The sequence below is a fragment of the Methylobacterium sp. CM6244 genome (genome assembly GCF_054817885.1).
In genome coordinates, this window is the sequence record NZ_CM139247.1 from 4,990,129 (window position 1) to 5,002,500 (window position 12,372).

Here is a 12,372-nt window from a genome sequence, read left to right on the forward strand (position 1 = left end):
ACAGGAAGGGCGGGTCAGCCGGGCGCGCGTCGCGGCACCATCGGCGGCGAGTCGGCGACCCGTTCCAGATCGTGTCTGAGCTGCGCCATCGCGGCCTGCGCCTCGCGCACCTCCGGCAGGCAGGCTTGCGCCTCCCGTGCGTCGAGCTTGCCGTCATCGCTGAGCGCGGTGCCGAGCGCGGCCAGCACGTCGCCGGCTTCCTTCGCCACATGGCCCACATGCCGGCCGAAATTCGGAGCGGCCGGGGCGATGTCAGGGTCCGCCACCAGCACGTAGCCGTGCAACGCGGCGAGCGCCCGCGTCACGATGAGGTCGCCCACCTGCGCCTCGAGGTCCGCGATGACATCGATCGGCGCGTGCATGTCCTCATGCACGGCGCCGTAGCGCGACATCAGCGAGGCGTTGCCCCGCGAGGTTACCGCGGCGCGGCCGGGACCGCCTGCGGCCTCGACCAGATCGCGCAGGGCCGCCTTGAGGGCGAGGTAATCCCGCTGGGGAAGCTGACGGGCCGCGATCATGAAAGGAACCCCTCGGGAATTTCATCGACACCCGACGGCGCAGCCGTATGTTCGGGCGCATCAGACAGCGCGGCCGGCGCACCGGCCCGACGGGGACCACGATGAGCGACGACAACGAACCGAGGGATGGAGCCATCGCGAGCCACCCACAGGCCCCCGACACCGGACTGTTTCAGGTCCAGTACGGACCGGACGGGGCCTGCCGGATCGTGTTGATCGACCAGCGGAGCCCGGCAGGTGAGCCGCGCGTCATCGGCACCCTCACCCTGCCGGCGAAGGATGCCGACGAGCTGGCCCACATGATGGAGCCCGCCCGACGTCGGCAGATGTGGAAGGACATGGCCGACCAGGCGGCGAAGGGTGCGCAGCACTGACATCAGGCGGCGGCCTCGGCAGATGAGGACTTGGCCTTCCGGTCGGGGACATTCTCAAGCAGGCCGAAGAGAAGGTCAAAGGTAACGCCCTTCTCCTTTCCCTCATCCGAATCCACCAGCCGCTTGAAGTAGGCCGGCGGGATGCTGTCGCGAGCCTTGAGTGTTCGCGCATGGCTCTCCGATATCCCGAGGATTGAAGCCGTGACGGCTATTCCGAGCGCGTCGATGACATCAGAGAACGTGTTCATGGCATTATCGCTACATGAGGTAGCGAATGTCGTCAATACGGCACGTAGCGTTCACGCCGCTACACTGTGTGGCATGGACGATCAGAAAATTCGCAAAGCGCAGGGCTCTCGTCTCAAAGCCGCCAGGGCAGCCGCCGGCTACCGGTCAGCGCGTGAAGCAGCGATGCAGAACGAGTGGGCGGAAAGCAGCTATCGCGCCCACGAAAACGGCACGCGGACGATTGGGCAGGACGACGCCGAGCGTTACGCGGCACGCTTCCGGTTCGACGGCGTGGAGGTGACCGCGCGCGGCATACTTTTCGGCGATGCCGACGCTCCCGAACAGACGGCGGTCGGAACGAACATCGTCGGCGTGAAAGGGCTGATCAGCGCTGGCGGTGTAATCGAAACCGGCACAGAGCAGTTACCCGAAGGAGCCAATCTTTACGAAATCAGCGTTCCATTCCCCATTGAGGAAGGAACCATTGCGTTCCGTGTCACCGGCATGTCGGGTTACCCCAAATTCGATCCGGACGATGTCGTATTATGCTCCGAGTATGGTGAAAACCCTGAAAGATTGGTCGGATTCTATGCTGCGGTCATGACGCAGAGCGGCGACCGATACCTAAAGAGAATATTACAGGGATCAAAGAAGGGACGCTTTCACCTAGAAAGCTATAACGCACCCCTTATTACTGACGCCCGCTTGAAATGGGCGTCTGGCATTATCAGTACGGTGCACGCAAAGCGCTGGTCGCAGATAGCGTCAGCTCCTAGCGTCGCCGCTGAATAGCGATTTAGAACGGAATATTGTCAACAATCTCTGGCGGGCAGACCCCAAAGACTGCGATCGCTATAGGCTCGTCGGTTGAGCCAAGATATTCATCGCCTTTCAGTAAGAAGGCCGCTGCGCCTGCGTCGTCCCGGCCCGCACAACTACGCTCAGCCTGAAGCCGCGCCTCGTCCGCCGTCTTGCAAGCGATGGATCGAGCTGCGCTGAAAGCTCCAGTGCCGCTGCGCTTAAAAGTCTGAACCGCGTATCGATCGCTGCTAGCCATTAGCACCTCCAGGGGTTGAGCCCCAGATTGCGCTCCGTTGTAAGAACATTTCAAGAACAAAGATGCAGCCTGTGGATTGCTGTGGATGAGACGATGGCGCTTCCAACGCCAATCGCTACGCTGCCCGAGAATTATCGCTACACCATGTATTGACGGTTATCGCTACGGCTTGTAGCGTTCTGCCATCGCCACCTCGCGATGGAGCCGACCGTGTCTGAAGTCTCTCAGCTACAGCCCATCACGCCCGCACAGATCCGTGCGGCCCTGACACGCCACCTCGCGAAGAAGCTGGGATGGTGCGGGAAGACAGCCGCCTATTTCTTCGGGCCGCTCTCGAACGACCAAATCGCTGGCTATCTCGCCAGCTGTCGTGAGTTCGACACGCAGGCGGTCCGCGAGGACATTATCGTTAAAGCCCTGGCTCGCATTGGCCTTTGCGGCATTTCGTCGGCGGTGGCGTGATGGGCAGCTTCCTCGCCAACGCCGCACCCTTCGCCGCCTTCATCGCCTTCGGCCTCCTCTGGGCAGCCGGTCACCACCGCTTTGGCGGAGGCCCGCACCATGGCTGACGGCCTCATCAGGTCCGCCACCGCGCGCGGCGCTGAAACCGCATGGGCGATGATGTGCCTCGCGCGCATCGCAATGGAGCGCGGCCAGCTCACGAACGCGAACCTCTGCCTCACCCTGCTCTGCTCGCAGGCCGACACGGCGCGCACCCCGGTCGCCCGCCGCATCCGCCGCGATCTGCCCGGCCTCGCCGGCACCCTCGCGGTCGCCCGCGCTCTCAGCTCACCCCCGGCGCTCGGCGCCATCCTTCCCCCCGCCTGACCGCCGGAGAGAACCCGTGTCCACGAAACCCATCCGCAGCTTCACCGATCTGGTGGGCGTCCTCAGCCGAGGCCGCTTCTCCGAGAAATGCGACCAGCACCTGACCGACGCCATGCAGGCGCTGGACGCCCTGCCTGACGGCAAAGGCAAGGTGACGCTCACCGTCACGCTCGACATCGCCTTTCAGGAAGGACGGGTCGACGTGAAGCCGTCGGTCAAGTCGAAGCTGCCCGAGGAGAAATCCTTCGGCGCCACCCCCTTCTGGTCGATGGAAGGCGGCTTCTCCGTCCAGCACCCCAGCCAGAGCGACATGTTCGCAGGCCCCCGCAGCGCGGACCGTGATCGCGAGCGCGATTCCGCCTGACCCTTTCCCTCTAAAGCGCTGCCGGAAAGACCTTTGCAATGATTCATCTCGGCCAAACAGTGCGCGAAGTCATCACGTCTTTCGAAGGCGTCGTCACATCTCGGCACGAATACTTGCACGGATGCACGCGCATCACAGTCCAGTCTCGTGAACTCAAGGACGGCAAGCCGATCGACAGCGAAACGTTCGATGAGCAGCAGCTCGTTGTGCTCGACGTGCCGAACGTCCTCGATATCACCCCACGGACGAATGCACCGGGCGGCGAGCGCCCCATACCGCCGCGCCCAGCCGTCCCTGGCTACTGAGGCCGAGCCCCCCTTCCACCCCCAACCGAGGATTCCACCATGGCCACGAACAATACCGTCCTGAGCCCGAGCGGCGACGCAGAAGCGATCCAGCGCATCGCCGATCTTAGCCGTCAGGGCGTCACGCCCGTCATCACCACCATCCCGGTCACCGGCCTCGGCGGCGGCTTGCCGAGCGCTATCCCGGTCGTCGTCACGCCAGGGCCGAACGGTGGCACGGTCCGCGTTTTGAAGGACGAAATCGAGAAGTTCCGCACCGGACCCGAGCGCCGCCGGGGCACGGCCACCGTCACCACCCTGCTTTCGTTCATCGAACTGGTGAACCGGCACAAGGACGACGGATCGGTGATCTTCGCCAAGACGGACTGGCCCAAGCCCGCCCTCACCGCCGTGCTCGACTATCACGGTCTCAAGGGCGAGCCCCGCAACGCCGACCACCGCGTCCACTACGCCTTCCCGATCACGCCCGAATTCGAGGCCTGGATCAACAATGCCGGCGAGAAGCTGAGCCAGGCCGATTTCGCGGCCTTCCTCGAGGATCACGCGGCCGAATTGAGCGCACCCTACGATGCCGAGAAGGGCGAATACGAGCGCCTGTTCAAGGCGAAGTTCGCCACGCCCAACGAACTGATCGACCTCGCGCGAAGCCTGGAGATCCGCGTCGGCCAGACCTTCAAGCAGGCGATCAAGCTCCAGTCTGGCGAGGCCGAGCTCGTCTACCAGGAAGAGCACACCGGGCGGAACGGCGAGGCCATCACCGTGCCGGGCATCTTCATGATCGCCCTGCCGGCCTTCCTCGATGGCGAGCAGGTCCGCATCCCGGTCCGCCTGCGCTACAGGGCCGGCGGCGGCACCGTCACGTGGTTCTACGACCTGTATCGCTGGCAGGACGAGCTGCGCGACCGCGTGAGCCAGGATCTGGCGAAGGCCGGCAAGGAGACCGCCCTGCCGACCTTCGAGGGCTCGCCCGAAACCGTCGCGCGCTGACACCCGATCCTGCGGCAACCTGGACCCTCTCGCCGCAGGCACTTCGGCGGGGCGCAGCGATCACGCCGCCCCGCCGCCTTTCTCACCCTCGCACCGGCAGACCCATGCGCCTCACCTGCGAACGCTCCGCCCTGCTCAAGGCCCTGTCGGTCACCTCGCGGATCGTCGAGCGCCGCAACACGATTCCGATCCTGTCCAACGCCCTGCTCACCGCCGACGGCAAGCGCCTGACGCTCCGCGCGACGAACCTGGATCTGGAAGCCTCCACCGCCTGCGCGGCTGAGGTTGCGGAGCTCGGCACCACCACCGTGCCGGCGCAGATGCTGCGCGACATCGTCGGCAAGCTGCCCGAAGGCGCGATCGTGTCGCTCGACAAGTCCGAGGACAACAGCCGCATGGTGCTGAAGGCGGGCCGCTCGCGCTTCCAGATCGGCACCCTGCCGGCCGAAGACTTCCCCGACCTCCAGGCCGGTGAGATGAGCCATCACTTCGCGTGGCCGGTCGCCGACGTGCTCCGCATGGTGACGGAGACGACCTTCGCCATCTCCAGCGAGGAGACGCGGTACTACCTCAACGGCGTCTACCTCCACGCCTGGCCCGAGGGCGACCACCACAACGGCCTGCGCACCGTCGCCACCGACGGGCACAAGCTCTCACGCCTCACCCTGCCGCGCCCCGAAGGCGCCGCCGGCATGCCGGGCATCATCCTGCCCCGCAAACTCGTCGAGGAACTGAAGAAGGTCGTCACCACGGACGGCGCGGCGTTCTTTCAGGTCGCCGTATCGACAACGAAGATCCGCCTGGAGCGGGATGACCTGGTGCTCACGTCGAAGCTGATCGACGGCACCTTCCCTGACTACCAGCGTGTCATCCCGGCCGAGAACGGCAACCGCCTCACCCTGGCCCGCGCCGACTTCGCCAGCGCGCTCGACCGGGTGAAGACGGTCTCTGGCGGGCGCGGCCGGGCCGTGAAGCTCGATATCACCGAGGCGGGCGTCACGCTCTCCCAGCACAATCCGGACAGCGGTGACGCCACGGACGAGGTGGACGGCGAACTCGACGGCAAGCCGCTCAGCATCGGCTTCAACGGCGACTACCTCGCCGAAATCCTCACTGTCCTCGACGCCGACGCCATCGAAATCGCCCTCGGCGACCCCGGCTCACCCACCATCCTGACGCGCAAGAATTCGGACGATCTGACGATCGTGCTGATGCCGATGAGGGTCTGACGATGAAACCGACCAACCTTCACCACCGCCGCGCCGAACTGTCCGCCGCCTACACCAAGGCCCGCCGGCAGCACCGCGCCCACGCCTCCATCGGCGAGCGCCTGAGGGAGACGACGACCGCCCTGCTCAAGGCGGAACTCGCTGAGCGCAAACCCCGTCGCGGGCGTCCTCGGATGCCGCGTCCCGCGAATCCCGATCTCTTCGTCAGCGAGGCCCAGCCGTGACCGCACCATCCCTCATCCGCGCGGCCCAGGCCGCCCCCGACCGCGCCACCCGCATCAGCCTCATGGCGGAGACCATGCGCCTTCACCGGCACGGCCCCGAGGAGGCGTGTACCTTCCACCACCTCACCGCCGCCGGCTTCACCTCGGCGGAGATAGAGGCCTACCGCGACGAGGCCCGCGCGATCCTCTCGGGCCGACCGGCCTTCGTCCTCGCCGCCCCGCCCGGTCGCATGGAGGGCGAGCAACTGGTGAAGGCGGCCCGCGCCGTCCGCCGCCGCATCAATCCGCCGACCACCCGGCAAGCCGGAGCATGGTCATGATCGGAACCATCCTCGCCCACGCCCTTACCGCCGTCGTCTTCTTCACCTTCGGGCTGATGATCATGGGCGCTTGCGCCGCCCGCCGTGATGAGGAGCAACGCTAATGTTCAGGATCAACGAAGCCGCCCCATCGCCAGATGTAGTGAATCATCCTGAGCACTACACCTCTCACCCAAGCGGCGTGGAGTGCATCACGGTCGTCCGCCACATGGGCTTCAACGTCGGCAACGCCATCAAATACCTCTGGCGCGCCGGCCTCAAGACACCGTCCGCCATTGAGGATCTGAAGAAGGCCCGCTGGTACGTTGACGATGAGATCAGGCGGATAGAAGGTGACCGGCCATGAACACAGCCTTCCTCCTCATGGCGCAGTACAGCGGGTCTGCCGTCATCCCGATCGACCGAGTGTGTAGGGATTACTTCTCGCACCTCACGCCGGAAAAACTCGTCCGGAAGATATCTGCTGGCGCCATTGCCCTGCCGCTCGTCCGCATGGAATCAAGTGAGCGCTGCGCGAAGGGCGTCCACCTGAACGACTTGGCGCGCTGGATCGATGAACGGGCAGAAGCTGCCCGCAAGGAATGCAAGCAGCTCTGCGGATAGCGTTGGCGATTGCGCTAACCCGCTCTTTACAGATCTAGGATTCCATCTTGAAACCGAAGCTGCTCAATATTGTAGAGGTTGTCAGTTCCTTCCGGGCCTTTGGACCGGAGATCATTGAGCACATAATGGTCACCAACGGTGGTCAATTTGAAATCGGACCGGTTCCCGTTGTAGGCGGCAATGTCGAAGCCATCCCCACCGTCGAGGCTGTCGTCTCCCGCTCCGCCGTTCAGGATGTCGTTCCCGCCGCCTCCAACTAGCTGGTCGTGCCCGAGACCACCTGACAGGCGATCTGCACTGCCTGACGACACGAGATAGTCGTTACCTCGACCGCCGGCGGCATATGAGGAACCATACCCAAACAAGTAGATAGAATCGTTGTAGTCTGACCCCCGAATGTCAGCCGAGTTGCCGTAGCTGTAAACGCGCGCGGGACCGCCAGCTTCGTCGAGCATCACACGATCGAGCAGACTTCCGTCTGTTTTGACGGCAACGTCAGCCTGAGACGGCCCGTTATCGCTGATAGATACTTGTTTGTTGTAGTCGATGCTGACTTGAAATTGCGATCCAGCTTGAACGGGGTCGCCCGTGATCTTTAAAACGCCTTCACGAAGAGTGGCCGTCAAATCGGTCGACGGAGCACGCAAATCGACGAGACCGTCTTTGAACCGAAGCTGCTCAATATTGTAGAGGTTGTCAGTTCCTTCCGGGCCTTTGGACCGGAGATCATTGAGCACATAATGGTCACCAACGGTGGTCAATTTGAAATCGGACCGGTTCCCGTTGTAGGCGGCAATGTCGAAGCCATCCCCACCGTCGAGGCTGTCGTCTCCCGCTCCGCCGTTCAGGATGTCGTTCCCGCCGCCTCCAACTAGCTGGTCGTGCCCGAGACCACCTGACAGGCGATCTGCACTGCCTGACGACACGAGATAGTCGTTACCTCGACCGCCGGCGGCATATGAGGAACCATACCCAAACAAGTAGATAGAATCGTTGTAGTCTGACCCCCGAATGTCAGCCGAGTTGCCGTAGCTGTAAACGCGCGCGGGACCGCCAGCTTCGTCGAGCATCACACGATCGAGCAGACTTCCGTCTGTTTTGACGGCAACGTCAGCCTGAGATGGCCCGTTATCGCTGATTGATACTTGTTTGTTGTAGTCGATGCTGACTTGAAATTGCGATCCAGCTTGAACGGGGTCGCCCGTGATCTTTAAAACGCCTTCACGAAGAGTGGCCGTCAAATCGGTCGACGGTGCACGCAAATCGACGAGACCGTCTTTGAACCGAAGCTGCTCAATATTGTAGAGGTTGTCAGTTCCTTCCGGGCCTTTGGACCGGAGATCATTGAGCACATAATGGTCACCAACGGTGGTCAATTTGAAATCGGACCGGTTCCCGTTGTAGGCGGCAATGTCGAAGCCATCCCCACCGTCGAGGCTGTCGTCTCCCGCTCCGCCGTTCAGGATGTCGTTCCCGCCGCCTCCAACTAGCTGGTCGTGCCCGAGACCACCTGACAGGCGATCTGCACTGCCTGACGACACGAGATAGTCGTTACCTCGACCGCCGGCGGCATATGAGGAACCATACCCAAACAAGTAGATAGAATCGTTGTAGTCTGACCCCCGAATGTCAGCCGAGTTGCCGTAGCTGTAAACGCGCGCGGGACCGCCAGCTTCGTCGAGCATCACACGATCGAGCAGACTTCCGTCTGTTTTGACGGCAACGTCAGCCTGAGACGGCCCATTATCGCTGATAGATACTTGTTTGTTGTAGTCGATGCTGACTTGAAATTGCGATCCAGCTTGAACGGGGTCGCCCGTGATCTTTAAAACGCCTTCGCGAAGCTTTGCAATAAGACCCACAATAATAACCCCTGAAGACGAATTCTCACATGCGATTTTACATAGGGATACAATCGGCGATAGCGGGATTTTGTATAAACGATTACGATAAGAGACATGTGTGGCATTAGCGCACTAGGCAAAGTCAAAGAGGCGCCTCTGGCTTACTAACTGAAGTTAAAATCTATAGGTCGCCATCCTCTCAACCCAGCCGCACTATCGCGATAAATATAATGCTGAGCAAACGTCCACTCAGGTGTGGTGCCAAAATCGAAAAAACCACCTATTTGGTCATGCCATCCATCTATCAATCTATATTGCGCAGTCAACATGATTGCGCACGCACAGATCGCGTCAATAGCATAATTCAATGTTGCTTGATTAAAATTAAGGTCTCGATTATGCTTTACTGCATTATAGGCATTGTACCAGCCTAGGGAGGATGTGGGCGCATTGGCGTCCCAGCTGCCGAAAGGACGCCTCGCCGCAACGGTAGGGTAATGGCTAAGCTCCACCTCATATTCATTGAGGCGAAGCGGCGCAAGAACTTTGATAAAATCGTTAGTCGTCCATCTATCTCGCGGAGGCTGAGGATAGCCATTTGCAGTCAACACACCTCTGCATTCATTTTCAAATTCCATCGAACTTAAAAGCAACACGTTTCGAATAGTATGGCCATAGACTTGCATGTTGCCACTTGTAGGCTCCACGGACCTAAACACCTCTTTCAGATAACTAATAAGTATGGTCAACTGGTTGATACTTGAAGTCTTTACGCGCGGGTCATGGGGAAGCTCTGGCTGGCCTCCTTCCTCATAGCGGTACAGTGGACCGGGCCCCTTGAGACCAATATATCCAGGGAAACCAATTTGTGGCCGAGCCATTCTTGGGAAAAAGGTTAAAGCGTCCACCTCCGCCCTCACGCAATTAAACTGGTTTGCTAGACCTTGAGATCGCGTCGGAAGGTGTTGTCGATGGCTTGCAAGTGCAGTTGCGTCATCAGGAGCGTCAAAATTCGATTCATATCTCTCATGATTGCTTCCATTGATAATTATAGTATTTATGTAGCTAGGCATATCGGGCCAATCCTATACGTATCGCAATTAGGTTCTATTGAGATAGTTGATCAAGAGAGGCTGATGGAACAAGCTTATTCGTCACTTTTTCCAGCCACGGCCAGCCGGCATACTTGTCCCCCACGGCCCGCACATGGGTGTAGCGCTGTAGGCTCTGCCAGGATCGGTGTCCTGACACTGATGCGGCAAGCGGCACGGTCCGCCCCATCTCGAACAGCCGAGAGACGCCCTCGTGGCGCAGATCGTGGAAATGCAAATCCTCGATGCCAAGGAAGGCGCAGGCCCGCGTGAACGCGGCTGAAATCGCATCTGTCGTGTAGGGGAAGATGGTAGGATGGGTGGGAGGCATCGCCATCACGATGCGCATAGCCTCCGATGTGAGTTCACACCACACGTCGTTGCCGACCTTCTGACCCGGATTCTTCATGTCCCGCACGAGGACGCGCGAACCAGCCTCATCGAGGTCAGCCCACGTAATACGGGTGATCTCCTCTTGCCGGCGCGTCGAGAACAGCGCGAATGCGATGATGCGCTGCATAGGCATCGCGCTCGGACGGCGCACCCGCACCTCACCGAAATGCGTCATCAGCTGATCGAGCTCGGCCAGCGTTGGCCGACGATCCCGCATGGTCGAGGCGGAGGTGAGGCCCAGTCGCTTGGCAACTTTGTGAGCGGCATCCATCTGCGAAGGGTCGAGGGGATAGCCCCAGGCGGGTCGGGCGATGGCAAACACGGCGCTCAGATGGGCCATGTAATTACCCACGGTCTGCGGCATGCGCCCGACCGAAAGCTCACGAGCGAACGTGACCACCTCAGCGCTCGTCACAGCCGAGCACGGCAAAGCGGCGATATCATACGTCTTGATGGCCCGCAGCACCTGGACCTTCGTGCGTCCGAGCGCACGGCGGGAATCGGCGGTGTAGCGATCTATGGCCTCGCCGAGGGTCGGATCCTCGACCTTACTGGCCGCGAGCGCGCCCGGTTGCGACAGCTCATGCTCACGCTTGGCTATCCACGCGGCTGCGGCCGGTCGCCTGTCGAAGGTCTTAGTCTCTCGATGGCTAACCCCATCTCTTTGGACAGCGATCTGCGCATGGTATCCGGTGGAACCGTTCCGCCGCTTCCGCTCGAGAATGGTTCCCATGACGCCCCGCAGCGAGCTACAGCATGGGGTAGAGTCCTACAGCATTGCTGTAAATGCGACAACGTTTGAGGCGTATCGAGCCTGTCTGAGCCGGCCCGAGTACAGCATGAGATGCAAGCGAAGTGACTGACAGCGTTAAAAAACCCAGCGATTTCAGCCCGTACAGGTTTTCGGTCGCACCGATGATGGATTGGACCGACCGATACTGCCGGTCGTTCCACCGCGTCCTGTCGCGCCGTGCACGTCTCTATACCGAAATGGTAACGAGCAACGCCGTTCTGCACGGAGATAGGGGGCGTCTGCTCGGATTCTCGGATGCGGAACATCCTGTAGCGGTCCAGCTTGGCGGTTCGGTGCCTGCGGATCTCGCTGCGGCGGCCCGTATCGCGGAAAGCTTCGGCTACGATGAGATCAACCTGAATGTCGGCTGCCCGTCGGATCGGGTCCAGGATGGACGCTTCGGCGCTTGCCTGATGCGGGATCCGACTCTCGTGGGGGAATGCGTGGTCGCAATGAAGGCCGCGGTTTCGGTTCCGGTCACGGTGAAATGCCGGATTGGGGTGGACGACCAGGATACTGAGTTCGCGCTCGATTCCCTGGTCGATGCCGTGGAACGTGCGGGTGTCGATGGGCTCATCGTTCACGCCCGCAAGGCGTGGCTGCAAGGTTTGTCGCCAAAGGAGAACCGTGATGTCCCCCCCCTCGATTACGAGCGTGTGGCACGGCTGAAACGGAACCGTCCTTCCCTGCCGATCGCCATCAATGGCGGCATCGCCACGATCGAGGAGACGCTGAACCAACTGAATGCGGTCGACGGCGTGATGATGGGCCGCGCGGCTTATCACGAACCCGCACTTCTGTTGGATGTGGATCGCCTGGTCTTCGGCGAGGAGGCCCCGGTCGCGGATGCCTTCGAGGCGGTGGAGGCGTTCTTGCCGATCGTTGCCGGGGCTTTGGCGCAAGGTATCCGCCTGCACTCGCTGACCCGCCATATGCTCGGATTGTTCACTGGGCGCCCGGGGGCCCGCGCCTACCGCAGACATCTGTCGACCTTCGGCACCCGTGCGGATGCCGATCTTTCGACCCTGCGCGAAGCGGTGGCTCACGTCTCCAGGGAGATTCCCGAAGGAGCGGCGGCCGCCCAGGCGGCCTGAGCCACAGGGCTCTTAACTGTCAGACGCGCGCTCGAAGGTAACGATGCTGCGGGTCTCACCTTCCTCGGTCCAGTTCGGCATGACACGCCAAGGGGTCAGGACACGAAGGCGCGTGTCAAC

19 protein-coding genes (1 of these 19 only partly in view) are annotated in these 12,372 nt (G+C 61.5%); 13 read left to right on the forward strand and 6 right to left on the reverse strand.

Features of this window, described 5'->3' with window-relative positions:
* Positions 1-14 precede the first annotated feature (14 nt).
* Positions 15-518 carry a phage regulatory CII family protein gene (locus tag ACYQML_RS23605; RefSeq protein ID WP_461234210.1) on the reverse strand — a complete coding sequence of 168 codons (504 nt, stop codon included), beginning with the start codon at positions 516-518 and terminating at the stop codon, positions 15-17.
* Between the two features lie 101 nt (positions 519-619).
* Here ACYQML_RS23605 and ACYQML_RS23610 point away from each other — a divergent pair, with 101 nt between their 5' ends.
* A complete protein-coding gene (locus ACYQML_RS23610; protein ID WP_461234212.1) occupies positions 620-892 on the forward strand; it encodes a hypothetical protein in 273 nt (90 codons plus the stop codon).
* Between the two features lie 2 nt (positions 893-894).
* On the opposite strand, the gene ACYQML_RS23615 is transcribed toward ACYQML_RS23610, so the two are convergent.
* Complete coding sequence (locus ACYQML_RS23615; RefSeq protein WP_461234213.1) at positions 895-1,140, reverse strand: hypothetical protein; 246 nt, start codon at positions 1,138-1,140, stop codon at positions 895-897.
* Positions 1,141-1,213: 73 nt separating this feature from the next.
* On the opposite strand from ACYQML_RS23615, the gene ACYQML_RS23620 reads away from it, so the two are divergent.
* The 11 genes from ACYQML_RS23620 to ACYQML_RS23670 all read left to right on the forward strand — a co-directional run bounded on the left by ACYQML_RS23620 (position 1,214) and on the right by ACYQML_RS23670 (position 7,037).
* Positions 1,214-1,912, forward strand: coding sequence for a S24 family peptidase (locus ACYQML_RS23620; protein WP_461234214.1), 699 nt, complete (start codon positions 1,214-1,216; stop codon positions 1,910-1,912).
* Positions 1,913-2,387: 475 nt separating this feature from the next.
* Positions 2,388-2,639, forward strand: coding sequence for a hypothetical protein (locus ACYQML_RS23625; RefSeq protein WP_461234215.1), 252 nt, complete (start codon positions 2,388-2,390; stop codon positions 2,637-2,639).
* Positions 2,640-2,738: 99 nt separating this feature from the next.
* Positions 2,739-3,005 (forward strand): hypothetical protein, encoded by a 267-nt coding sequence (locus ACYQML_RS23630; RefSeq protein WP_461234216.1) that lies wholly within the window; start codon positions 2,739-2,741, stop codon positions 3,003-3,005.
* Between the two features lie 16 nt (positions 3,006-3,021).
* Positions 3,022-3,369, forward strand: a complete 348-nt coding sequence (locus ACYQML_RS23635) for a hypothetical protein (RefSeq protein ID WP_420604727.1) — start codon at positions 3,022-3,024, stop codon at positions 3,367-3,369.
* Between the two features lie 38 nt (positions 3,370-3,407).
* Entirely contained in the window at positions 3,408-3,674 is a 267-nt protein-coding gene (locus ACYQML_RS23640) for a hypothetical protein (RefSeq protein ID WP_461234218.1), read from the forward strand.
* Positions 3,675-3,713: 39 nt separating this feature from the next.
* Positions 3,714-4,661, forward strand: a complete 948-nt coding sequence (locus ACYQML_RS23645; protein ID WP_461234219.1) for a DUF2303 family protein — start codon at positions 3,714-3,716, stop codon at positions 4,659-4,661.
* Between the two features lie 104 nt (positions 4,662-4,765).
* Positions 4,766-5,890: a DNA polymerase III subunit beta gene (gene dnaN, locus ACYQML_RS23650; protein ID WP_461234220.1), complete on the forward strand. Its 1,125-nt coding sequence runs from the start codon at positions 4,766-4,768 to the stop codon at positions 5,888-5,890.
* A gap of 2 nt (positions 5,891-5,892) precedes the next feature.
* Positions 5,893-6,114, forward strand: a complete 222-nt coding sequence (locus tag ACYQML_RS23655; RefSeq protein WP_461234221.1) for a hypothetical protein — start codon at positions 5,893-5,895, stop codon at positions 6,112-6,114.
* Positions 6,111-6,434: a hypothetical protein gene (locus ACYQML_RS23660; protein ID WP_461234222.1), complete on the forward strand. Its 324-nt coding sequence runs from the start codon at positions 6,111-6,113 to the stop codon at positions 6,432-6,434. The genes ACYQML_RS23655 and ACYQML_RS23660 overlap by 4 nt, the downstream gene beginning before the upstream one ends.
* Before the next feature lie 103 nt (positions 6,435-6,537).
* On the forward strand, positions 6,538-6,780 hold the full coding sequence (locus tag ACYQML_RS23665; protein ID WP_461234223.1) for a DUF3310 domain-containing protein: 243 nt from the start codon (positions 6,538-6,540) through the stop codon (positions 6,778-6,780).
* A complete protein-coding gene (locus ACYQML_RS23670; RefSeq protein ID WP_461234224.1) occupies positions 6,777-7,037 on the forward strand; it encodes a pyocin activator PrtN family protein in 261 nt (86 codons plus the stop codon). The genes ACYQML_RS23665 and ACYQML_RS23670 overlap by 4 nt, the downstream gene beginning before the upstream one ends.
* 26 nt (positions 7,038-7,063) lie before the next feature.
* Here ACYQML_RS23670 and ACYQML_RS23675 read toward each other — a convergent pair whose 3' ends face one another.
* The 3 genes from ACYQML_RS23675 to ACYQML_RS23685 form a co-directional block, all read right to left on the reverse strand.
* On the reverse strand, positions 7,064-8,899 hold the full coding sequence (locus ACYQML_RS23675; protein WP_461234225.1) for a hypothetical protein: 1,836 nt from the start codon (positions 8,897-8,899) through the stop codon (positions 7,064-7,066).
* A 146-nt stretch (positions 8,900-9,045) separates the two neighbouring features.
* On the reverse strand, positions 9,046-9,789 hold the full coding sequence (locus ACYQML_RS23680; protein WP_461234226.1) for a hypothetical protein: 744 nt from the start codon (positions 9,787-9,789) through the stop codon (positions 9,046-9,048).
* A gap of 199 nt (positions 9,790-9,988) precedes the next feature.
* Complete coding sequence (locus ACYQML_RS23685; RefSeq protein WP_461234227.1) at positions 9,989-11,098, reverse strand: tyrosine-type recombinase/integrase; 1,110 nt, start codon at positions 11,096-11,098, stop codon at positions 9,989-9,991.
* Positions 11,099-11,220: 122 nt separating this feature from the next.
* Between ACYQML_RS23685 and dusA the strand changes: the two genes are divergently transcribed.
* Positions 11,221-12,252, forward strand: a complete 1,032-nt coding sequence (dusA, locus tag ACYQML_RS23690; protein WP_461234228.1) for a tRNA dihydrouridine(20/20a) synthase DusA — start codon at positions 11,221-11,223, stop codon at positions 12,250-12,252.
* A 12-nt stretch (positions 12,253-12,264) separates the two neighbouring features.
* On the opposite strand, the gene ACYQML_RS23695 is transcribed toward dusA, so the two are convergent.
* Positions 12,265-12,372, reverse strand: partial view of a lipocalin-like domain-containing protein gene (locus ACYQML_RS23695; protein ID WP_461234229.1) — the 3' end only. 408 nt of this gene lie beyond the right edge of the window; the window shows 108 of its 516 coding nt (coding positions 409-516); the start codon falls outside the window, past its right edge; the stop codon is at positions 12,265-12,267.